This window comes from Acidovorax sp. Leaf73 (genome assembly GCF_916855635.1).
In the GTDB taxonomy this organism is placed as follows: domain Bacteria; phylum Pseudomonadota; class Gammaproteobacteria; order Burkholderiales; family Burkholderiaceae_C; genus Acidovorax; species Acidovorax facilis.
The window spans coordinates 1,022,556-1,045,336 of sequence record NZ_CAKASI010000001.1 but is presented as its reverse complement, the minus strand read 5'-3'; the positions used below and the strand labels follow the sequence as shown (position 1 = coordinate 1,045,336).

Below are 22,781 nucleotides of genomic sequence, written 5' to 3'. Positions count from 1 at the left end.
GATAGCGGTAAATTTAATGTGGACGAGCGGTAGGGCCCAATTTTTCTCAAATTATTGCGGCTTTGGCTCAGCCTGCTCCTGCAACCACGCCTCGAACGACTCCCGGGCCGAGTTGCGCAGGGCGGGGCGGAACGCGGTCTTGTTACTCAGGTACAGGCAATGCCGGATCACGGTATACGGATTGAAGCTGGCCTGGGGGTTTTGCTCTTCGAAGTGCTGCTTGTAGCGCTTGACCACACCCACGGTCTCGCGCATCAGCGCATTGAAGCGGGCCCGCGTCATGCCCCGGGACCACGCCTGAATGTCGTCCACAAAACCGTCTACCTTGGAAGGCTCGAACTCGAAGTCCTTGAAGAAGTGCGTTGCAATCTTGAGGAAGGTGAACGCGTTGAGCTCGCTGCTGGGGACTTGGGCCTTGCTGGGGACCTGCGGGTTGTCGGCGGTGGCAGGGTCGGGCAGCGGCTCGGCGGTTTCGTCGGGGGCTTGCAGCAGTTCGGCGGCCGTGGCGTCGCGGATCTGGCGGAACTCGCGGTCGGCCAGCTCGAACAGGGCTGACAGCACATTGATGCGGCGCTTGAGTTCGCCTGGGATCGATTTCTTGTACTTGATCCGGTGGTCCAGCACGCTCCAGGAGTCCTGGATGATGGTGCGCACCTGCAGCTCGAACGGCAGGTGGGCATAGGCTGCATGCTCAGGCTGCGTGCGTTCGGCATGGCTGAGCTTGAGGTCCAGATGCAGGCCTTTGTAGCCAAATGAGGCCTCGGTGCTTTCCACCGCCGTCACCTTGTCGGTGACATCGATCACGGCAAAGTGCCCGCGCACGATGGCCGCAATTTTCTCCAGCTCGTCCTCGTACAGGCACACCACACGCACGCCGACCAGGTCGGTGATGTAGTGCTGGATCTCGTAGGGCGTGTTGTTTTCCTCCAGCGCTGGGCGGTATTTGCGCACGAACTTGCGGATGCACTCATCCACATCCTTGACGCGGCCCTCCACCTTGGCGATCTCTACCCCTCCCGACTGCGTGACCACGGCGGCCACCATGGCGGTGAAGGCGGCGCAGGCGGTTTCCAGCGCAGCGGATTGCTCCGCGTAGAACGCGCGGAAATGGGATTCCTCCAGGTCGAAATCAAGCGATGGCATGCTGGTTCTTTGGTGTGCGAGGGTGGTGGGTGGGGGCGTGCTCAGGCCCCTGGTGCGGTGTTGAGGATGGTGCGCAGGAAGCATATCCAACAATGCCCGCCCGGCGTTGCCCTGTGTGCAAAGTGTTTGCGCAAATACAGCTTTCTTGTGCCGGACAGATGCCCATAATGGTGCAGATCGCCACGGCGGTGGCTTTTGCCGACCGTGGCGGGCATATCACCCAGAAAGCCATGACCCAACATTCTCCGGCAGGGATCGTCGATGCAGCCGCTGGGTCCACACCCTTGGCGCCTTCCCCTGGAGGAGGGAAGGGGACCACCAGCCACCGGTGGGTTCCCGTCGTGCTGCCACCTCTGGTGGGGCTGCTGACCCTGGGGCTGACGTTCTTGTACTGGCAGAGCGCCGAGAGCGGTGCCCGCGCCAAGCAGGAGCAGAACTTTCAGGTCGCGGCCGACCAGATCGCCTACAACCTCAAGGACCGGATGGCCACCTACGAGGTGGTGCTTCGCGGAGTCAAGGGGTATTTTGAAGGGTCCGAGCGCATCGATCGGGCCGAGTTTCAGGCCTATGTGGGGGCGCTCCAGCTGCGTGAAACGCGCCCTGGCTTGCAGGGGGTTTCGCTCGTCATGCAGCTACCTGCTTCGGCACTGGCGGCACACCTGGATGACATGCGCCAGCGCGGTTTTGCCCAATACACCGTGCGCCCCGAAGGTGCGCGCGAGGTGCTGGCGCCCATCACCCACATCGAGCCCTTGGAGGGCAACAACCTCAAGGCGCTGGGATTCGATGTGCTGACACTTCCCCCAGCAAAGGAAGCACTGGACCGGGCCCGTGACACCGGAGAGCTCGCCTTGTCCGGCCAGTTGACGCTGCTGCAAAACAGCAGCCCGGGGCTGGTCATGTACATGCCGCTGTATGGCGCGGGCGTCGATATGCGCGCGGTGCATGGTCGGCGCGCGGGCCTTGCCGGCTGGGTGTCCGCGCCGTTTCGCCTGGAAGACGTCGTCCATGGCATGTCGCGCGAGTTTGATGCCGACATCGGCTTTCGGATCACCGACGACACCCAAGCAGGCGCTCAAACCCTGCTATTTAGCAACGTTGTGCACCAGGCCGCTGTGCAGGGGGATGCCCCCTCGGGTCTGCAGGCACGGCGTGTGCTGGAACTGGGTGGCCGCCGCTGGGTGTTGCAAATGTCGCCACTGCCTGCGTTTGCGGCGCGTTTTCAGGATGAGGGGCACCACCCTGTGGCCCTGATGGGTATGGTGCTGAGCCTGTTGCTCGCCTGGTTCACCTGGCTCTTGGCTACGGGGCGCGAGCGGGCCGTGGCACTGGCACGCGACATGACAGCGGAGCTGCGCGCCACGCGCGATGACCTGGAGAGCACGCTCAACGCCATCCCCGACCTGTTGTTCGAGGTGGGGCTGGATGGCTGCATCTACCACTATCGGTCGGCGCGGTCCGAAGCACTGGCCGTGCCGCCCGAGATGTTTCTGGGTCGCTTGCTGCGCGACGTGGTCCCGCCCGAGGCCGCCGCAGGCTGCCATGCAGCGCTGGAGGCCGCGCACCGCACGGGCTATTCGGCGGGCCACCAGTACCGCCTGGAACTCCAGGGCGCTACGCACTGGTTTGAGCTGTCCATTGCCCGCAAGGAAAGCGCCACTTCGGGCGATAAACCCCGGTTCATCGCGCTCTCGCGCGACATCACCGAGCGCAAGCAGGCCGAGGCGCGCACGCACCAGCTGGCCTATTTCGACGCGCTCACCGGCCTGCCCAACCGGCGCATGCTCCTGGACCGCATGGAGCACGCCTTGCGCAGCGCCCAGCAAACGGCGCAGGTGGGCGCCGTTCTGTACATCGACCTCGACAACTTCAAACAGATCAACGACGCGCGGGGGCACACGCTGGGCGACACGCTGCTCATGCAGGTGGCGCAGCGCCTCACGCAGCAGCTGCGCCCCGGCGACACCGTGGCCCGCCTGGGCGGGGACGAGTTTGTGGTGCTGGCGCACAACGTGGCGACCGACATGGAGGCCGCCGGGCGCCAGGCCCTGCTGGTGGCCGAAGAAATCCGCACTGCGCTGGAGGCGCCATACACCATCGACACGCACCTCTACAGCACCACGGGCAGCATCGGCATTACGCTGTTCCCCAAGCGCGGCGAAGGCGTCGAAGATCTGCTGCGCGAGGCCGACACCGCCATGTACCGCGCCAAGGACCTGGGCCGCAACCGCATTCGCTTTTATGAGGCGGCCATGCAGGCTGATGTGCAGGAACGCCTGGCCCTGGAGCAGGACCTGAAGAAAGCCCACGCCCTGGGCCAGCTGGCTGCATTCGTGCAGAGCCAGGTGGACGCATCCGGCACCGTGGTGGGCGGCGAGCTGCTGATGCGCTGGGACCACCCCACGCGCGGCAATGTGCCGCCCGGCCGCTTCATCCCCATCGCCGAAGCCTCGGGCCTGATCCTGCGCATGGGCGACTGGATGATCCAGCAGGCCTGCGAAACCCTGGCGCGCCTGCAGGCTGCGGGGCGCGAGCTGTCGCTGTCGGTCAACGTGAGCGAGCGGCAGTTCCGTCAGGACGACTTTGTCGAGCGCGTGCGCCACATGCTGGCCCACACCGGCGCCCATCCAGCCAACCTGATACTCGAAGTGACAGAGAGCCTGCTCATCGAAGACCTGGACGACACCATCGCCCGCATGACCGAAATCGTGGGCCTGGGCGTGCGCTTTTCCATCGACGACTTCGGCACTGGTTATTCGAGCCTGGCCTACCTCAAGCGGCTGCCGCTGTACGAGCTCAAGATCGACAAAAGTTTTGTGGACGACACCCCTGACGACCCGAGCGACACTGCCATCGTGCAGTCCATCATCTCGGTCGCCAGCCACCTGAACCTGCGCGTGGTGGCCGAGGGTGTGGAAACCCGTGCACAAGCAGATTTTCTGGTGGCGAGCCAGTGTGACTGCCTGCAGGGCTACCTGTTCGGTCGGCCGGAGCCGCTGGCGGCGTGGCTGGGTAGGCTGACTTCACCGCAATGATGCGCTACGCGCTTGGTGTAAGTGCTGCACCGCCTAACCAGGAGCCGAAGGTGGCTCAATGGGCCACGAACGCCCAGCGTTCATGGTCCCGCCAGCGGCCATTGATCTTGAGGTAGCGGGGCGAAAAGCCTTCTTGCCGGAAGCCACAAGCCCGCACCAGCGCAATGGACGCTGCGTTGCCGGGCTGGATGTTCGCCTCCAGCCGGTGCAGCTTCAGTGGCCCAAAGGCGTGGCGCAGCAGCTGTTGCATGCCCGCACGCATCAGGCCCTGGCGCTCGTAACCGGCGAAGACGTAGTAGCCCAGGTAAGCGCTGCGAAAGTTGCCCATCACGATCTGTGAGAGATTGAAGACGCCCACGATCTGTTCGCCTTCGCCCGCTTTGCGCGGCCGGCACACCAGAAAACCCTGGTTCGCAGGCGTGTCCAGCTGCGCCAGATAGGCTGCAAACGATTCGGGGGTCGATGGCGCCGAGGTCCAGGGTGTATGCAGGGCCTGGCTGCGCTCGGCCAAAGTGACAAAGCGCTCTGCATCCGCTGCCACGGGTGCGCGCAAGGCGACGGGCGCGGTGGCTTGGGTTTTTACGCGCACTTGCACACGCTTTGGTTCTGCCCGCAAGCCATCACCCCGCTGCGCGGCGTCAGGCAGCCAGGGCCTGGGCTGCTGGGTCTGCAGAAGATTCATGCGCGTTGGCATACGCCTGCATCGCCAGCGCATGCACCTCGCGCGCAGGGCGGTCCTTGAGCAGATGGTTGCTCCACACCTGGCGCCAGATGCGGGCACCGGGCAGGCTGTGGCGCAGGCCCAGCATGTGGCGGGCGATGTGCGGCCAGGGGGTGCCGTACTGGGCAGCCTCGCGCTCCATGTACTCGACCATCTTGATTTCGACCTCTTCGCGCGTCAGGGGGCAGGGCATACCACCTTGTTCGCCGTAGTAGAGCTGGTCCCAGCGGGCCAGCCACCAGGGGTTGTGGTAGGCCTCGCGACCGATCATCACGCCGTCCAGGTGCGTGAGCTGCTCTTGCACCACCGCATCGGTGGTGATGCCGCCGTTGATGGCGATGGTGAACTGCGGAAACTCTGCCTTGAGCTGGTGCACCACCTCGTAGCGCAGGGGCGGGACATCGCGGTTTTCCTTGGGGGAGAGGCCTTGCAGCCAGGCGTTGCGCGCATGCACGATGAACACGGTACACCCGGCGTCAGCCACGGTGCCGATGAAGTCGCGCACAAAACCGTAGTCCTCCACCTTGTCGATGCCGATGCGGTGCTTGACGGTGACGGGCACGCTGACCACGTCCTTCATGGCCTTCACGCAGTCGGCCACCAGCTGAGGCGATTTCATCAGACTGGCGCCAAACGCGCCGCGCTGCACCCGGTCGCTGGGGCAGCCGCAGTTGAGATTGATTTCGCCGTAGCCCCATTGCGCGCCCAGGCGCGCAGCCTCGGCCAGCTTGTCGGGCTCGTTGCCGCCCAATTGCAGGGCCACGGGGTGCTCTTCGGCGTTGAAGCGCAGGTGCCGCTCGGTGCCGCCATGGATGATGGCGCCCGCGTTCACCATCTCGGTGTACAGCAGGGTCTGGCGGGTCAGCAGCCGGTGAAAGTAACGGCAGTGGCGGTCGGTCCAGTCCATCATCGGGGCGACGGACATGCGCCAGGGGCTCAGGGTGGTTTCCACGGGCAAACTAGAAAAGCGGGGAGGGTGGGGGTTGCGTGGGGTGCGCCTGTGGGGGCGAAGGCGCCCGCAGGGCTGCAACTGGAAAGCCGCGATTATCCCACCGACCTCGCGGCCAGCACCAGCGTGTGGTTTTGAATAGAAATGGGTGCTAGCGCTTATCTAGCAAGCGCTAATTGCTATCAAAAACAGAGCTTTCGAATGGCTTGCAACAAAACGCTGTGCGGTTGCGCCTTTGGGCGTGCTAGCCCGCCGGCTGCGCCCCTTCGCGCAGCCCATAGCGGCGCACCACCTGGGCGCGTTGGCGCGGGTCGATGTTGATGTGGGTTGCATCGCGCCCCGCCATGGCCAGCAGGCGTGGGTCCATCACGCGGCGCCACAGGGGCGGCACGTAGGCCAGGGTGAACATGCCGAAGTAGCCAATCGGTAGCTGCGGCACATGGTCGAAATGCCGCAGCGACTGGTAGCGCCGCAGCGGATGCGCGTGGTGGTCGGAATGCCGTTGCAGGTGAAACAGCGCCCAGTTGGAGAACAGGTGGTTGCTGTTCCACGAGTGGTGTGGCTGGCAGGGCTCGTAGCGGCCGCTGGCGTCTTGCGTGCGCAGCAGGCCGTAGTGCTCTACGTAGTTGGCCGAGGTGAGCTGAAAGTTGGCCCAGAACGAGGCCACTACCAGAAACGGCAGCACGAAAAGGCCCAGCCACAGGGCCAGGGCGGTCCATAGCAGCAGGGTAATCAGCGCGGGCTGCAGGATTTCGTTGTGCCAGGAAAACTGCGGTTGTTGCTGGCGCGCCAGCCGGTCTTTCTCCAGCGCCCAGGCCCGGCGCAGGGCTCCGGGCATTTCGCGCAGCGCGAAGCGGTAGATCGACTCGCCCATGCGCGACGACGCCGGGTCGGCCGGGGTCGCCACGTCGCGGTGGTGGCCCCGGTTGTGTTCGATGAAGAAGTGCCCGTAGGCCGTGGGTGCCAGTACCAACTTGGCCAGCCAGCGTTCGAGCTTGGAGTTTTTATGGCCCAGCTCATGCCCCAGGTTGATGCAGAAGCCGCCCACCGTGCCCGTGGTCAACACCATGGCCAGAACACCATGCCAGGGCAACGTCTGCGTGGCCACAAACCAGGTGCTGAAGATAAAAGCCGCCCACAGCACCGGCACCAGCAGGTAGGTGATGCGGCGGTAGTAGCGGTCTCGCTCCAGCGCCGGCACGGCGGATTCGGGTGGGTTGCTCTGGTCCACGCCCAGCAGCCAGTCCAGCAACGGCGCCGCCAGGTAGAAAAACGCCACCGGCGTCCACAGCGTCAGCGCCTCGCCAGTCCAGAGCATGAGCGCTGGGCCCACGGCCACGGTGCAGGGAACCACCAGCGACAACAGCCACGCATACCGCTTGCGGTCGCGGTAGGTGGCGTCGTCGTTGCGGGCGGCTTGCAGCATGGTCCAGGGCGTAGCGTGGCGTGGTGGGTCGGCTCCGGGGAAGGAGAGCCATGCCAGTCATTCTGGTCAAGCGCCTTCGAAATGCCAGATCTTTTTGACCAAAGTGAGGCCGGGAGAAGATTGTTGACAATGCCGCCAACGAGATTCTCCGCGGGCAGGTTGCCCTGCCTCAAAACTGGGCATAGGGGCTATCGGCGATACTCCCGGCGCTTGCGATTGACGGTGGCACGACCGCCGCTGCCTGTTTTCTGCCTCCCCCTCATGCACCACACCATTTTTGACACTCCGGTTGTCAACACGCTCCTGCGCGCCTTTTCCCGCTTTACGCTGCGCATTACCGGCTGGAAGATTGAAGGCGCTTTGCCCACCCACGCCGCCAAAAGTGTGCTGATTGCCGCGCCCCACACCAGCAACTGGGACTTGCCTTACACGCTGATGCTGGCGTTCTCGCTCCGCCTGCGGGTGTACTGGATGGGCAAACACAGCCTGTTCAAGGCGCCATTCGGTGGCGTGATGCGCTGGCTGGGCGGCATTCCGGTGAACCGGGAGCAGTCCGGCAACCTGGTCGCCACGTCGGCCCAGGCGATGCGGGAGGCCGATGGCCCCATGCAACTCATCGTGCCGCCCGAGGGCACACGCGGCAAAACGCGGCATTGGAAGACAGGCTTTTACTTCATCGCCCAGCAGGCGGGTGTGCCCATCGTGCTTGCGTTTGTGGACTATGGTCGCAAGGTAGGCGGCCTGGGCCCGGTGTTCGAGCCCACGGGTGACCTCGACAGCGACATGGCGCGTATCAAGGCGTTTTATGCGCCGATCCAGGGGAAGAACCCGAAGCAATTCGAGACCTGATGCAGGTCATTGAATTTTGGTGAAATTTGGCTCTGTCGCTTATCTATAAAGCGCAAGCAGCTATCAAAAATGAAGTGAATGCGGGCGTTAATGGTGCTCACGCCCCCACACTGCGGCGATCAATCTTGCGGCTGAGCACGATGCTGGTCTGCGTCTGGTGCACGCCGTCCAGTTGGCCCACCTTGTCGAGCAGGGCGTCGAGCTGCTCATGGCTGGTGCAGCGCAAGAACACCAGATAGTCAAACGGCCCGCTCACGGCGGATACCTCTTCGACCTCGGCCATGGCCTCCAGCGCGCGCAGCACGGTGGGCGCGGTTTTGGGCAGCACGCTGATGCTGCACCAGGCCCGCACGGTGGTGGCATCGAGCCGGGTGCCCAGCCGCACCCCGTAACCCGCGACCACCCCCGAGCGCTCCAGCCGCGCGATGCGCGCCACCACGGTGGTGCGGGCCAGCCCCAGCTTGCGTGCCAGCGTGGCCGTGCCCTCGCGGGCATTGGCCTGCAGGAGGCTCAGCAGCTGGCGGTCGGTGTCGTCCAGGGGTTGTGTCATGGGGTCCTACTCAAAAAGTCATAACGTCCATCATATTCGCCGTTATGGCAGAACAAGGAGCGTTTTTCGACGTTATTAGCGCTACACATTGACAGCACCCTTGCCTAGCATCAAGGCATCTTCAACACCGCTCACTGCTTCACGCAGTGACCACCACCGGGAGTGCCGCTATGACCACCCTTTCCAACACCTCCACCGCCTCCCACGCCGCCACCCATCGCGCCATCACCATCCTGGGCGCGGGCCACATCGGCTTTGCCATGGCGCTGCTGCTGCAGCAGGCCGGCGACTACGACATCCTGGTGGTGGACCGCGACCCGGCGCGCCTGGCCGAGGTGGCTGCGCTAGGCGTCTCTACCCAGTTGGCGACAGACGACGCAAGCCTGCAGACCGCCATCGATGGCCGTTTTGCCGTGCTGAACGCGCTGCCGTTTCACCGCGCCGTGCCGGTTGCGACGCTTTGTGCCGGAGCGGGAGTGCACTACTTTGACCTGACCGAAGACGTGGCAAGCACCCAGGCCATCCGGGCACTGGCGGCCAACGCCCGCAGCGTGCTCATGCCCCAATGTGGTCTGGCCCCGGGTTTCATCGGCATCGTGGGCAACGATTTGGCGCGCCGTTTTGACACCCTGCACACGCTGCGCATGCGCGTGGGCGCGCTTCCGCGCTACCCCCAGGGCGCCCTGCGTTACAACCTGACCTGGAGCACCGAAGGGCTCATCAACGAATACTGCAACCCCTGCGAGGCCATTGTGGACGGAGTGCGCACCACAGTGCCCGCGCTGGAAGGGCTGGAAACCTTCGCGCTCGACGGTGTGGAATACGAGGCGTTCAACACCTCGGGTGGGCTGGGCACATTGACCGAGACGCTGGCAGGCAAGGCGCGCCAGGTGGACTACCAGTCCATCCGCTACCCCGGCCACAACGCCATCCTGAAGCTGCTGCTCAACGACCTGCGCCTGCGTGACCGGCGCGATCTGCTCAAGGACATTCTGGAGACGGCCATTCCGACCACCGATCAGGATGTGATCGTGGTGTTTGCCACCGCATCCGGCCTGAAGGGCGGCCGGCTGGTGCAGGACTCGTACTCCGCCCGCATCATCGGCACCCAGGTGGCGGGGCACACGCTGAGCGCTATCCAACTCACCACGGCCGCAGGCATCTGCACGGCGCTCGACCTGGTGGCCCAGGGGCGGTTGCCTCAGCGGGGTTTTGTAGGTCAGGAAGCGTTGGGGCTGGGGGATTTTCTGGCTAACCGGTTTGGGGTGGCATATGCGGGGGAGCGCCTAAAAGCGATTTAGCCGTATAAAATAAAAAATTGAAATTTATACGGCCAATGGACTATCTTCCCCTTCCGGACAGTGCTGCGCGGCAGTTCATCGACTCGATCACCATCTTCGAGGAGTACCAGCGCACCCGCAAACAGGCATCGCAATATGCGGGCGGCATGTACTGGAAGGCACAAGGCCCCTACGAATACCTTGTAAAGACCCAGCGCGACAACAGCCAGGAGCGCATCGGACCGCGCAATGAACAAACGGAGGGGGTCTACAAAGAGTTCACAAGTCGCAAGACAGCCGTGGAGGACCGCCTCAAGACTCTGCGCGCTGCGCTCACTGACGCTCAGCGGCTGAACAAGGCCTTGAAAGTCGGCCGCACCCCTGCGATGGTGATCGACATTCTGCAGGCGCTCGAAGACGCGGGCCTGGCGGAGCACTTCACCGTGGTTGGGACGCATTCGCTGTATGCGTACGAAAGCGCAGCGGGTGTACGCATCGTGCAGGGCGCATTGGCTACGCAGGATGTGGATCTGCTGTGGGATGCCCGCCGCAGGGTGCGGTTCATCACCGAGATGGAGCGTTCAGACGTGTCGATGCTTCAGGTACTGCAACGCGCAGACTCCACCTTCCAGCGCAAGGAAGGTCAAAACGAGACTGCCATCAACGCCAAAGGTTTTGAGGTGGACTTCCTGCGCAGGATGGCCGAGGGCGATGACCCGCACCCCTTCCGCTTCTCTTCCGACGAGGATGATCTGTGGCCTGTGCAGGCCGTCCGCGCTTCGGTACTGACCACCGCGCCGCGCTTCGAGCACGTTGTGGCATCGGCCACCGGACACATGGCGATGATGCGCACCATCGCTCCGGCAACCTTCGTGAAATTCAAGCGTTGGATGGCAGAAAAAGCCCCCGCGCGCGAACCACTCAAGCGCAACCGGGACCGCCGCCAGGCCGACATCGTTCGAGGTCTGCTCGACCAAGGAATGCTGGTGTCCTGACGGTGAACTTCCGAGGGGTTAGCGTCCGCCAGGCTTCTGGTACATCCCCTCAATCGCCTCGGCAAAGTGCGCCATCAGGTTGTTGCGCTTGAGCTTGAGCGTGGGCGTCATGAAGGTGTTTTCAATGGTCCACGGCTCCAGCGTCAGGTGCACCGCACGCGGCACGGCGTATCGGGCAAAGCTGGCGGTGTTCTTTTCGATGCGGGCCAGCACGGCGCGGTGCACACTGGGGTTGTTCAGGCTGTCGGCGTCTTGGGCCGAAAGACCCAGATCGCCCGCCAGCCGCTGCCATTCGTCACGCTTGAGCACGGCCACGCAGGCGATGAAGGGGCGGTTTTCGCCCACTACAAAGGCCTGCTCCAACAAAGGGTCGGCCAGCAAGGCCAGCTCCAGGTCGCCCGGTGGGATCTTTTCCCCGGTGGAGGTGACGATGATTTCCTTGATGCGGCCCTTGATGTAAATGCGGCCGTTCACGATCTCGGCCTGGTCGCCCGTGCCCAGCCAGCCGTCTGCGCCCAGGATCTTGGCCGTGTCTTCCGGGCGCTTCCAGTAGCCCTTCATCACGATGGGGCCGCGCACCTGCAGTTCGCGGTTGTCGCCAATGCGCACTTCCACACCGGGTAATGCCTTGCCTACGCAGGCGGGGTCGTTGTCGTCTAGTGCGTTGACCGACACCACCGGTGCAGTCTCGGTCATTCCGTAGCCCTGGATCAGCGGCAGCCCCAGGCCCAGAAAACACTTCGCAATGGTGGGCGACAGCGGTGCCCCGCCACTTACCGCCACGCGCACACGGCCGCCAAATTGGGCCAGTAGCGGCTTTGCCACCAGGGCCTGCAGCACCGACCAGGGCAGGGCAGCCATCCAGCCTGCGGCCTGGCTGCTGGCGTCGGGAGTCGGCGCGGGCAAGCCTTGGGCGGCGCAAAACCGCGCCCAGCCCTTGTTCTGCGCGGCTTCATACAGCTGCATCTTCCAGGGCGTGGGTGACAACTTTTCGAGCAGCTTGGCGTGGATGCGTTCGTAAATGCGCGGCACCGACACCAGCACCGTGGGGCGTACCGTTTTCAGGTCTTCGGCCAGTTGAGGCACCGAGCGCGCATAGGCCACACAACTGCCCGCCGCAATCGGCAGGTAGTACCCGCCCGTGCGTTCAAACGTGTGCGACAGCGGCAGGAACGACAGGAACACGTCGTCAACCGTGGGGGCAATGCGCTCCAGCACCGCCTTCACGTCGCTGACCACGTTGTGGTGCGTCAGCATCACGCCCTTAGGCTTGCCCGTGGTGCCAGAGGTGTAGACGATGGCCGCCAGGTCGTCTGCCTCCGGGGCTTTGGGAACGGTTGCGCTGCCCGCATGTGCCGCACCGGCCAGCCATTGCACCAGCGAACCGACCGCAGGGCCGTCCCCAGACGCTGGTATTGCGGTGAGCGAGGCGCCGCCATCTGTGATGACCACTGCACGCAGGGCCGGAAATGGCGTGCCGACGGCCTGAATTTTTTCCCACTGCTCCACGTGGCTCACAAAGAGCATCGACGCCTCGCAGTCGGCCAGGATGTAGGCAATGCTGCCGGCGTTGTCGATGGCATGCAGCGGCACGGGAACGCAGCCGGTGGCCAAGGTTGCCTGGTCCGCGCACATCGCGTTCAGGCCGTTGGGCAGCAGGATGGCGATGCGCGCCGCTGCGGGCAGTTGCATGGCCGCCAGGGCCTGGGCCCATGTGCCCACGCGTTGGGCTGTCTCAGCCCAGGTCAAGCTCGTCCAGGCTTGGGAGGTGGTGTCGAAGGCTCGGTACGCCTCGGAGTTGGGGGTGCGCGCAGCGCGGTAGGCGAGAAGCTGGGGCAGCGTGCAGACGCTGGCGATATCGGCGGGGGAGGGGGTCATGCAGGCTCTGCGGGGAAGTCGTCAGGCGCGGGATGCGCCGTGGCCTTGGTGTAAACCCGGGGAATGATAGCGAGCGAACCAGCGGGATCTGGCGCTGCAACACGCTGTTGTGTTGCAAATGGTGCATTCCGATTTACGAAATGATGATGCGCTGCAATAGCGCGGCGAAAGCCCGAACAGACCAGATGCACTCGCTGGTGAATCGCTCGCAGGCCGTATTGCCGCAGGTCGTCTCTCAGGTCGCCGCTTCCAGCCCCTGCGCAAAATGCGCCTGCATCGCCTTCACCGTCGCCTTGGCATCGCGCGCCATCATCGCGCCGAGGATGGCGCGGTGCTCTTTCAGTGAATCCTCAATCCGCCCCTGCTTGAGCAGCGAGTTGTGGCGGTTGAGCTTCATCACCTTGCGCAGGTCGGCCACCATCTGGCTGCGCCATCGGTTGTCGGCCAGCTCCAGCAGCAGCATGTGAAAGCGCTCGTTGACTGCAAAGAAGCGCTCACGCTCATTGGCGGCGGCCTCCAGCTCGGCATGCAGATCCTGCAATGCTTGCAGCTGAGCCTGTGTGGCGGTGGTGGCCACCACGCCTGCGGCATCGCTCTCCAGCAGGCTGAGCAGGTGGTACACGTCGCGCAGGTCTTTTTCGCTCATCTCCGTCACATAGGCGCCACGGCGCACCTTCATCGTGACCAGGCCTTCAGCGGCCAGCACCTTCAGCGCCTCGCGCAGGGGCGTGCGGCTGATGCCGAATTCTTCGGCAATCTTGAGTTCGTCAATCCAGCTGCCCGGCTCCAGTTCGCGCCGGAAGATGCGCTGGCGCAATTGCTCGGCCACTTCTTCGTAGAGCGCGCGGGGAGTGAGGGTGAGGGCAGACATGGGGTGGATTGTAAGCTGGGCGGAATATTTTGAATCAATAATTATGAATGATGTAAACTCGCCGCCACACCACTGCACCTGTGCGGTCACCGCCTGTGCGCTGTGTGGGACGCCCCAACGCCATCTTCGGAGTAGCTTTTGCCATGAGTGACAACCCCACCAACAACGCCCCAGAGTTCGCCGCGTCTTCGCTGGAAGCCTGGGCCAAGGCCGCAGCCAAGTCGGCGCCGGGGGGCGATGTCAGCGCCCTCAACTGGGTCACGCCCGATGGCATCACCGTCAAGCCGCTGTACACCGCCGAAGACACGGCCAGCCTGCCGTACGCCAACACGCTGCCGGGTTTTGAACCCTACCTGCGCGGCCCCCAGGCCACCATGTATGCCGTGCGGCCCTGGACGATCCGCCAATACGCAGGTTTTTCGACCGCCGAAGAATCCAACGCCTTCTACCGGAAGGCCCTGGCTGCGGGCGGGCAGGGCGTGAGTGTGGCCTTCGACCTGGCCACCCACCGGGGCTACGACAGCGACCACCCCCGTGTGACGGGCGACGTAGGCAAGGCGGGCGTGGCGATCGATTCGGTCGAGGACATGAAGATCCTGTTCGACCAGATCCCGCTCGACAAGGTCAGCGTATCGATGACCATGAACGGTGCCGTGCTGCCCGTGCTGGCAGGCTACGTGGTGGCGGCCGAAGAGCAGGGCGTCTCGCAAGACCAACTCTCAGGAACCATTCAGAACGACATTCTGAAAGAGTTCATGGTGCGCAACACCTACATCTACCCGCCCAAGCCCTCGATGCGGATCATTGGCGACATCATTGGCTACACGGCCAAGAACATGCCCAAGTTCAACTCGATCTCGATCTCGGGTTATCACATGCAGGAAGCCGGGGCCAACCAGGCGCTCGAATTGGCCTTTACGCTGGCCGACGGCAAGGAGTATGTGAAGACTGCCATCGCCAAGGGCATGGACGTGGACGAGTTCGCCGGGCGCCTGTCGTTCTTCTGGGCGATTGGCATGAACTTCTATCTCGAAGTCGCCAAGATGCGCGCCGCGCGCCTGCTGTGGTGCCGCATCATGAAGGCCACGGGCGCCAAGAACCCCAAGAGCCTCATGCTGCGCACGCACTGCCAGACCTCGGGCTGGAGCCTCACCGAGCAGGACCCCTACAACAACGTGGTGCGCACCACCATCGAGGCCATGGCGGCCGTGTTTGGCGGCACCCAAAGCCTGCACACCAACAGCTTTGACGAAGCCATTGCGCTGCCCACCGAGTTCAGCGCCCGCATTGCGCGCAACACGCAGCTCATCATCCAGGAAGAGACCCACATCACCAACGTGATCGACCCCTGGGCTGGCAGCTACATGATGGAAAAGCTGACCCAGGACATGGCCGACGCGGCCTGGAAGATCATCGAAGAGGTCGAGGCCATGGGTGGCATGACCCAGGCCGTGGACAGCGGCTGGGCCAAGCTCAAGATCGAAGCTGCTGCGGCCGAGAAGCAGGCGCGCATCGACAGCGGCAAGGACGTGATCGTGGGCGTCAACAAGTACAAGCTGGCGAAGGAAGACCCCGTCGATATCCTGCAGATCGACAACATGAAGGTGCGCGACGGCCAGATCGAGCGCCTGAAGAATATTCGGTCAAAACGGGACCCAGCGCTTGTCCAGCAAGCGCTGGATGCTCTCACTTCTGCAGCAGAAAGCGGCGAGGGCAACTTGCTGGACCTGTCGATCAAAGCCGTGCGCCTGCGTGCCACTGTGGGCGAGATCAGCGATGCGCTGGAGAAGGTTTTTGGGCGCCACCGCGCCGATACACAAAAGGTGACCGGTGTGTACGCAGCTGCCTATGACTCGGCCGAAGGCTGGGACAAACTCAAGACCGAAATCAACGCCTTTGCCGAAGAACAAGGCCGCCGCCCGCGGGTGATGATTGCCAAGCTGGGCCAGGATGGGCACGACCGGGGCGCCAAGGTGGTGGCCACCGCGTTTGCCGACCTGGGCTTTGACGTGGACATGGGCCCGCTGTTCCAGACCCCTGAGGAATGTGCGCGCCAGGCGATTGAAAACGACGTGCACGCCGTGGGCGTGAGCACGCTGGCTGCGGGCCACAAGACGCTGGTGCCCGCCATCATCCAGTCGCTCAAGGACCAGGGCGCCGACGACATCATCGTGTTTGTGGGCGGGGTGATTCCGGCGCAGGACTATGAGCACCTGTACGAAGCGGGCGTGAAGGGCATCTACGGCCCTGGAACACCGATTCCGGCCAGTGCCAAGGATGTGCTGGAGCAGATTCGCAAGGCGGTGGCGTGACACCTGCGGCGCTTCTTGACGGGGTGGTGCAGGGCACGGCGGCGGTGCAACGCAGGGCCATGTCCAAAGCCATCACGCTGCTCGAATCGACGCGGGTGGACCACCGCGCCCAGGCCGACGAGCTGCTGACCCAGCTGCTCCCGCACACGGGAAAGGCTTTCCGCCTGGGTATCAGCGGCGTGCCCGGCGTGGGCAAATCCACCTTCATCGAAGCCTTGGGCCTGTACCTGATCGCCCAGGGCCACCGCGTGGCCGTGCTCACCATCGACCCGTCCAGCACCGTCTCGGGCGGCTCCATCCTGGGCGACAAGACGCGCATGGAACATCTCTCCGTGCACGAAAAGGCCTACATCCGCCCCAGCCCCTCCAGCGGCACACTGGGCGGCGTGGCCGAGAAGACCCGCGAAGCCATGCTGGTCTGCGAGGCCGCAGGCTACGACGTGGTGATCGTCGAGACCGTGGGCGTGGGCCAGAGCGAGATCGCGGTGGCGGGCATGACGGACATGTTTGTGCTGATGCAGCTGCCCAACGCGGGCGATGACCTGCAGGCCATCAAGAAGGGCGTGATGGAGATTGCCGATCTGGTGGTCATCAACAAGGCCGACATCGACAAGAACGCCGCCACACGGGCCGAGGCGCAGATCACGTCGAGCCTGCGCCTGCTCAGCCAGCACGGCAACCCCGAGAACGCTCACCACGACGAAACGCTGTGGCACCCGAAAGTAGTGCAAATCAGCGCGCTGCTGGGGCAGGGCGTAGACAGCTTCTGGGGCGCCGTCACGCAGTTCCGCCAGCTGCAAACCGCCAACGGACGCCTGGCCATGCGGCGCGAGAAGCAGGCGCTGTCTTGGATGTGGGAGCGCATCGACGCAGGCCTCAAGCTCGCGTTTCGCCAGCACCCGCAGGTGCGCGAGCTGCTGCCGCAAATGCAGGCCGATGTGGCCGCAGGGCGCATTGCGGCATCGACTGCAGCACGTAATTTGCTCCTAGCGCAATCCAATCATGCGCTGGCAGCTATCAAATAAATAGTAAACACCAACCCATTCACCAAAGGACGACCATGCAAGACATCCTGGATCAACTGGAGAAAAAGCGTGCGCTGGCACGCCTGGGCGGCGGGCAAAAGCGCATCGATGCGCAGCACGCCAAGGGCAAGCTCACGGCGCGCGAGCGCATCGAGCTGCTGCTGGATGACGGCACGTTCGAGGAATGGGACATGTTTGTCGAGCACCGCTGCACCGACTTTGGCATGGAGGACAACAAGATCCCCGGCGACGGTGTGGTGACGGGCTACGGCATGATCAACGGCCGCTTGGTGTTCGTGTTCAGCCAGGACTTCACGGTGTTCGGCGGCGCACTCAGCGAAACCCACGCCGAGAAGATCTGCAAGGTGATGGACCAGGCCATGAAGGTCGGCGCACCGGTCATCGGCCTCAATGACTCGGGCGGCGCGCGCATCCAGGAAGGTGTGGCGTCCCTCGGCGGCTATGCCGACGTGTTCCAGAAAAACGTGCTGGCCAGCGGCGTGATCCCGCAGATCAGCATGATCATGGGCCCCAGCGCCGGTGGCGCCGTGTATTCGCCCGCCATGACGGACTTCATCTTCATGGTCAAGGATTCGAGCTACATGTTCGTGACCGGTCCCGAAGTGGTGAAGACCGTGACGCACGAAGAAGTCACGGCCGAAGAACTGGGCGGCGCCGTGACGCACACCACCAAGAGCGGTGTGGCCGACATGGCGTTCGAGAACGACGTGGAGGCGCTGATGATGCTGCGCCGCCTGTACAACTACCTGCCGCTCAACAACCGCGAAAAAGCCCCGGTGCGTCCCAGCAACGACCCGGCCGACCGCATGGACCTGAGCCTGGACACCCTGGTGCCCGAGAACCCCAACAAGCCCTACGACATGAAGGAGCTGATCCTCAAGACCGTGGACGACGGGGACTTCTTCGAGTTGCAGCCCGAGTACGCCAAGAACATCCTCATCGGCTTTGCCCGCATGGAAGGCCAGACCGTGGGCATTGTGGCCAACCAGCCGCTGGTGCTGGCGGGTTGCCTGGACATCAAGAGTTCCATCAAGGCCGCGCGTTTTGTGCGCTTTTGCGATGCGTTCAACATCCCGGTCGTCACGTTTGTGGACGTGCCCGGCTTCATGCCCGGCACCAGCCAGGAGTACGGCGGCATCATCAAACACGGCGCCAAACTGCTGTACGCGTATGCCGAGTGCACCGTACCCAAGATCACCGTCATCACCCGCAAGGCCTACGGCGGCGCGTACGACGTGATGAGCAGCAAACACTTGCGCGGCGACGTGAACCTGGCCTGGCCCAACGCTGAAATTGCGGTGATGGGCGCCAAGGGCGCGGTGGAAATCATCTTCCGCGAAGACAAGAACGACCCGGTGAAGCTGGCCGCCCGCGAGGCGGAATACAAGCAGCGCTTTGCGAACCCGTTTGTGGCCGGTGCTCGCGGCTTTATCGACGACGTGATCCTGCCGCATGAGACGCGCAAGCGCATCTGCCGCAGCTTGGTCATGCTGCGCGACAAGAAGCTGGAAAACCCCTGGCGCAAGCACGGGAACATTCCGCTGTAAGCAGGGCATCGGCAGCAGGCAATGGCACAGATCCGCGCGTTCTTCCCATCCAGAGTGGACTCATGGCTTGTTGCCATCGGCCCGCTCGCGGCATTGACGGCAGCAACCGCAGTAGCAGGGCTTGCGGGGCCGTTCGTGCTGAACTCTGGTGGCACGCCACCGATGCTTGCGCTGTTGGCGGTCATCGTGGCCCTTACGCTGCTGCTGCCGCTGTGGTTGGTACTGGACACCAACTACACACTCACGGCGGACGATCTGCTGATTCGCAGTGGTCCGTTTCGCTGGCGCATTGTGCTGGGCGATGTACGCGAGGTCTCGCCATCGCGCAGTTGGATTTCGTCGCCTGCGCTGTCGCTCGACCGCTTGAGCATTCGCTATGGGGCAGACCGAAGCATTTTGGTGTCGCCGCGTGAGAAGCCGCGCTTCATTGACGCTTTGCGCCAGCGCTGTCCTTCCGTCTTAGTTACTGGTTTTTGAAATTTCCTTTTGAGGAACTTGTTATGTTCACCAAAATCCTGATCGCCAACCGTGGCGAAATCGCCTGCCGAGTGATTGCAACGGCCAAGAAAATGGGCATTGCCACCGTCGCCGTCTACTCCGACGCCGACAAGGAAGCCCGGCACGTCAAGCTGGCCGACGAGGCCGTGCACATTGGTGCCGCGCCCTCGCGCGAGTCGTACCTGCTGGCCGACAAAATCATCGCTGCCTGCAAGCAGACTGGCGCGCAGGCCGTGCACCCGGGCTATGGCTTCCTCTCCGAAAACGAGGCTTTTGCCAAGCGCTGCGAAGACGAAGGTATTGCCTTCATCGGCCCCAAGGCGCATTCCATTGCGGCTATGGGCGACAAGATCGCGTCCAAGAAGCTGGCCAACGAGGCCAAGATCAACACCATCCCGGGCTACAACGACGCCATCGCTGGCCCTGAGCAGGCGGTGGAGATCGCGAAGGGCATTGGCTACCCCGTGATGATCAAGGCGTCGGCCGGGGGCGGTGGCAAGGGCTTGCGCGTGGCGTTCAACGACAAAGAGGCGTTTGAAGGCTTTGCCAGTTGCCAGAACGAGGCGCGCAACAGCTTTGGCGACGACCGCATCTTCATCGAGAAGTTTGTGCAGGAGCCGCGCCACATCGAGATTCAGGTGCTGGGCGACAGCCATGGCAACGTGATCTACCTGAACGAGCGCGAGTGCTCTATCCAGCGCCGCCACCAGAAGGTGATTGAAGAGGCGCCCAGCCCCTTCATCAGCGACGCCACCCGCAAGGCCATGGGCGAGCAGGCCGTGCAGCTGGCCAAGGCCGTCAAGTACCAGAGCGCGGGCACGGTGGAGTTCGTGGTCGGCAAGGACCAGGACTTCTACTTCCTCGAAATGAACACCCGCCTGCAGGTGGAGCACCCGGTGACGGAATGCATCACCGGCCTGGACCTGGTAGAGCTGATGATCCGCGTGGCGGCGGGCGAGAAGCTGCCATTGACACAGGCCGATGTGAAGCGTGACGGCTGGGCCATCGAGTGCCGCATCAACGCCGAAGACCCGTTCCGCAACTTCCTGCCTTCCACCGGCCGCCTGGTGCGCTTTCAGCCGCCAGAGGAATCCATGTTCCAGTCCGATACGACCAAAAAATTGGGCGTGCGGGTGGACACGGGCGTGTATGAGGGCGGCGAGATCCCCATGTACTACGACTCGATGATCGCCAAGCTCATCGTGCACGGCACGGACCGCAACGATGCGATTGCCAAGATGCGTGCGGCGCTGAACGGCTTTGTGATTCGCGGCATCAGCAGCAACATCCCGTTCCAGGCCGCGCTGCTGGCGCACCCCAAGTTCGTGACGGGCGACTTCAACACCGGCTTTATCGCCGAGAACTACGGCAAGGGCTTCCACGCCGAAGACGTGCCGCACGCCGACCCGCTGTTCCTGGTGGCGCTGGCAGCCTTCATGCACCGCCGTTACCGTGCGCGCGCCTCGGGCATCAGCGGCCAGCTGGCGGGCCACGAGGTAAAGGTGGGCGAGCAGTTTGTGGTGGTGACGCTGGGCGCAGAAGGGCAGAACCAGCACCACGAGGTGACGGTGTCCGACTTTGAAGACAAATCGGGCTCTAGCGCAGTACTGGTGGGTGGTGCAAGCTATCAAATCAGTAGCAACGCCACGCTGGGCCAGATTCGCGTGCAGGGCGCTTGCAACGGCCAGGGCTTTACCGCCCAGGTGGAGCGCGGGGTGGGCAAGAACCCGCTGGCACTGCGCATTGCGCACAACGGCACGCAGATCGATGCGCTGGTGCTGTCGCCCCTGGGCGCCAAGCTGCACAAGCTGATGCCGTTCAAGGCACCGCCGGATCTGTCTAAGTTTCTGCTCTCGCCCATGCCCGGTCTGCTGGTCGATGTGGCGGTGCAGCCCGGCCAGAAGGTGCAGGCCGGTGAAAAGCTGGCGGTGATCGAGGCCATGAAGATGGAGAACATCCTCTTTGCCGCGCAGGATGGCGTGGTCGGCAAGATCACGGCGGGCAAGGGCGAATCGCTGGCGGTGGACCAGATCATTCTGGAATTCGTCTGATGGCGCCTTCGCCTCGCGCTCCATCCTGCAGCCTGCGATGACGGCGGTGGCTGTGCGCACGCTGCTGGCGCTGGTCGGCGGGGTGCTGTTTCTGGACGGCGCGGTGCTGATGGTTCTGGGGCACTTCAACCTGGGCACCATGTTGCCCGTTGCGCTGGGGGCGTTGTTTCTGGCCATCGCGGTGTGGTGGGCACCCCTCACGCGCTGGCGGCACTATGACCGGCGGCGTCAGCAGTGGTGGCGCGTGGGCTGGTGGGGTCTGGCGGCGTGGATTCTCAGCGTGGTGGTTTTCTGGGTGTTCTTCTTGCGGGGCGCCGGCGTTTCTCCGGCAGAGGCACCGCCTGTGGAGGCCATTGTGGTGCTGGGAGCGGGTATCCAGAACGGACAGCCCCGCCCGGCACTGGCGGCGCGGCTGGACACAGCGGCCGCGCTGGCCCGCTTGCAGCCTGAGGCGCTGATCGCTGTGTGTGGTGGGCAGGTCTGGGGCACTACGGACACCGAGGCGGAGGTGATGGCGCGCTATCTGCAAGAACGCCACGGTATCGCGCCGGAACGCCTGGTGCTGGAGAAGGACAGCACCAGCACCGAGCTGAATCTGGCGTTAAGTCGCCCCTTGCTGGAGGCGCGCGGTGTTGCCGCCACGGTCCCGCTCGCACTGGTGACCAGCGACTTCCACCTGCCTCGTGCTCTGCGCATTGCCCAGCGCCATGGTTTTACCTACGTGGTGCCGGTAGCGGCACCCACGCCCCTGGCCACGCGCTACAACGCCTGGCTGCGCGAATATTTCGCCACGCTCAGCAGCTGGGTGCTGAACGAGGGGTAGCCGGGAGCAAGGTATTTTTAGATCATATTGGCCTCTAGCGCTTTATCCATAAGAGCAAGAAGCTATCAATTAAGGAGCAAACTCAATGACCACATCCCTTCGTCGCCCGTTCAAAGTCCTGGGCATCCAGCAGGTCGCCATTGGCGGCACCGACAAGCAGCGCATGAAAACCCTGTGGGTGGACATGCTGGGCCTCACCCAAACCGGCACCTTCCAGAGCGAGCGCGAAAACGTGGACGAAGACATCCTGGCCATGGGGCAGGGTGCCTACAAGGTCGAGGTGGACATCATGCAGCCGCTGGACATCGAAAAAAAACCCGCCGTGCACACCACGCCGCTCAACCACATTGGGCTGTGGATCGACGATTTGCCCAAGGCCGTGGAATGGCTCACGGCCCAGGGCGTGCGTTTTGCGCCCGGCGGTATCCGCAAGGGCGCGGCGGGCTACGACATCACGTTTTTGCACCCCAAGAGCAATGACGAGTTTCCGATTGCGGGCGAGGGCGTTTTGATCGAACTGGTGCAGGCCCCGGCCGACGTGATTGCTGCACTGGGTTCATAGTTGCGAAAAATCGTTCTCCAAAGCGCACCAACGTCGGCCATCTCCCGGCGCTGCTCGGCTGCACAGAGTGCCAGATGGGAGCAGATAACCACCACAACGGGGCTGTTGAAGGCGCCAAGAAACTGACTGCCGCAAAGGCCCGGCAAGTTCAATCAACCTGCAGCCTTCTGCTCCTAAAAGATTCAGAACTTGACGGTTGTTGATGCCTCGTTTTTCTTGGCATCTTTTGTGACCCTGTGGCGTGC

At 63.6% G+C, this 22,781-nt stretch carries 18 protein-coding genes; 11 read left to right on the top strand and 7 right to left on the bottom strand.

Annotation, left to right across the window (positions count from 1 at the left end):
- Window positions 1-51 precede the first annotated feature (51 nt).
- A complete protein-coding gene (locus tag LPA35_RS04870; protein ID WP_228895437.1) occupies window positions 52-1,143 on the bottom strand; it encodes a GTP pyrophosphokinase family protein in 1,092 nt (363 codons plus the stop codon).
- A gap of 230 nt (window positions 1,144-1,373) precedes the next feature.
- On the opposite strand from LPA35_RS04870, the gene LPA35_RS04865 reads away from it, so the two are divergent.
- Complete coding sequence (locus tag LPA35_RS04865; RefSeq protein ID WP_228895435.1) at window positions 1,374-4,178, top strand: EAL domain-containing protein; 2,805 nt, start codon at window positions 1,374-1,376, stop codon at window positions 4,176-4,178.
- Between the two features lie 55 nt (window positions 4,179-4,233).
- Here the strand turns inward: LPA35_RS04865 and LPA35_RS04860 are convergent, their stop codons facing one another.
- From LPA35_RS04860 to LPA35_RS04850, 3 genes are all read right to left on the bottom strand, one after another.
- Window positions 4,234-4,860 (bottom strand): GNAT family N-acetyltransferase, encoded by a 627-nt coding sequence (locus tag LPA35_RS04860; RefSeq protein WP_228895433.1) that lies wholly within the window; start codon window positions 4,858-4,860, stop codon window positions 4,234-4,236.
- On the bottom strand, window positions 4,817-5,809 hold the full coding sequence (dusA, locus tag LPA35_RS04855; protein ID WP_370641368.1) for a tRNA dihydrouridine(20/20a) synthase DusA: 993 nt from the start codon (window positions 5,807-5,809) through the stop codon (window positions 4,817-4,819). Before dusA ends, LPA35_RS04860 begins: the two co-directional genes overlap by 44 nt.
- Before the next feature lie 283 nt (window positions 5,810-6,092).
- Complete coding sequence (locus LPA35_RS04850; protein ID WP_228895431.1) at window positions 6,093-7,274, bottom strand: alkane 1-monooxygenase; 1,182 nt, start codon at window positions 7,272-7,274, stop codon at window positions 6,093-6,095.
- 261 nt (window positions 7,275-7,535) lie between these two features.
- On the opposite strand from LPA35_RS04850, the gene LPA35_RS04845 reads away from it, so the two are divergent.
- On the top strand, window positions 7,536-8,123 hold the full coding sequence (locus LPA35_RS04845; RefSeq protein ID WP_121420213.1) for a lysophospholipid acyltransferase family protein: 588 nt from the start codon (window positions 7,536-7,538) through the stop codon (window positions 8,121-8,123).
- A gap of 97 nt (window positions 8,124-8,220) precedes the next feature.
- Here LPA35_RS04845 and LPA35_RS04840 read toward each other — a convergent pair whose 3' ends face one another.
- Window positions 8,221-8,673, bottom strand: a complete 453-nt coding sequence (locus LPA35_RS04840) for an Lrp/AsnC family transcriptional regulator (RefSeq protein ID WP_228895429.1) — start codon at window positions 8,671-8,673, stop codon at window positions 8,221-8,223.
- 170 nt (window positions 8,674-8,843) lie between these two features.
- Between LPA35_RS04840 and LPA35_RS04835 the strand changes: the two genes are divergently transcribed.
- Together LPA35_RS04835 and LPA35_RS04830 are read left to right on the top strand one after the other, a co-directional pair.
- A complete protein-coding gene (locus LPA35_RS04835) occupies window positions 8,844-9,974 on the top strand; it encodes a saccharopine dehydrogenase family protein (protein WP_228895425.1) in 1,131 nt (376 codons plus the stop codon).
- Window positions 9,975-10,009: 35 nt separating this feature from the next.
- Entirely contained in the window at window positions 10,010-10,948 is a 939-nt protein-coding gene (locus LPA35_RS04830) for a GSU2403 family nucleotidyltransferase fold protein (protein ID WP_228895424.1), read from the top strand.
- Window positions 10,949-10,966: 18 nt separating this feature from the next.
- Here LPA35_RS04830 and LPA35_RS04825 read toward each other — a convergent pair whose 3' ends face one another.
- Window positions 10,967-12,826: a long-chain fatty acid--CoA ligase gene (locus LPA35_RS04825; RefSeq protein WP_228895421.1), complete on the bottom strand. Its 1,860-nt coding sequence runs from the start codon at window positions 12,824-12,826 to the stop codon at window positions 10,967-10,969.
- 235 nt (window positions 12,827-13,061) lie between these two features.
- Window positions 13,062-13,697, bottom strand: a complete 636-nt coding sequence (locus LPA35_RS04820) for a GntR family transcriptional regulator (RefSeq protein WP_228895420.1) — start codon at window positions 13,695-13,697, stop codon at window positions 13,062-13,064.
- Between the two features lie 143 nt (window positions 13,698-13,840).
- On the opposite strand from LPA35_RS04820, the gene scpA reads away from it, so the two are divergent.
- The 7 genes from scpA to LPA35_RS04785 all read left to right on the top strand — a co-directional run bounded on the left by scpA (window position 13,841) and on the right by LPA35_RS04785 (window position 22,536).
- On the top strand, window positions 13,841-16,009 hold the full coding sequence (gene scpA, locus LPA35_RS04815; RefSeq protein WP_228895419.1) for a methylmalonyl-CoA mutase: 2,169 nt from the start codon (window positions 13,841-13,843) through the stop codon (window positions 16,007-16,009).
- On the top strand, window positions 16,006-17,034 hold the full coding sequence (gene meaB, locus LPA35_RS04810) for a methylmalonyl Co-A mutase-associated GTPase MeaB (RefSeq protein ID WP_228895417.1): 1,029 nt from the start codon (window positions 16,006-16,008) through the stop codon (window positions 17,032-17,034). Before scpA ends, meaB begins: the two co-directional genes overlap by 4 nt.
- A gap of 35 nt (window positions 17,035-17,069) precedes the next feature.
- Complete coding sequence (locus tag LPA35_RS04805) at window positions 17,070-18,602, top strand: acyl-CoA carboxylase subunit beta (protein WP_056062687.1); 1,533 nt, start codon at window positions 17,070-17,072, stop codon at window positions 18,600-18,602.
- Between the two features lie 21 nt (window positions 18,603-18,623).
- The gene (locus LPA35_RS04800) at window positions 18,624-19,079 is read left to right on the top strand and encodes a PH domain-containing protein (protein ID WP_228895415.1); all 456 of its coding nucleotides are present in this window, start codon (window positions 18,624-18,626) and stop codon (window positions 19,077-19,079) included.
- 23 nt (window positions 19,080-19,102) lie between these two features.
- Window positions 19,103-21,151, top strand: a complete 2,049-nt coding sequence (locus LPA35_RS04795) for an acetyl/propionyl/methylcrotonyl-CoA carboxylase subunit alpha (protein ID WP_228895413.1) — start codon at window positions 19,103-19,105, stop codon at window positions 21,149-21,151.
- A gap of 37 nt (window positions 21,152-21,188) precedes the next feature.
- The gene (locus tag LPA35_RS04790; RefSeq protein WP_228895411.1) at window positions 21,189-21,974 is read left to right on the top strand and encodes a YdcF family protein; all 786 of its coding nucleotides are present in this window, start codon (window positions 21,189-21,191) and stop codon (window positions 21,972-21,974) included.
- Between the two features lie 85 nt (window positions 21,975-22,059).
- Entirely contained in the window at window positions 22,060-22,536 is a 477-nt protein-coding gene (locus LPA35_RS04785) for a VOC family protein (RefSeq protein ID WP_228895409.1), read from the top strand.
- Window positions 22,537-22,781 lie beyond the last annotated feature (245 nt).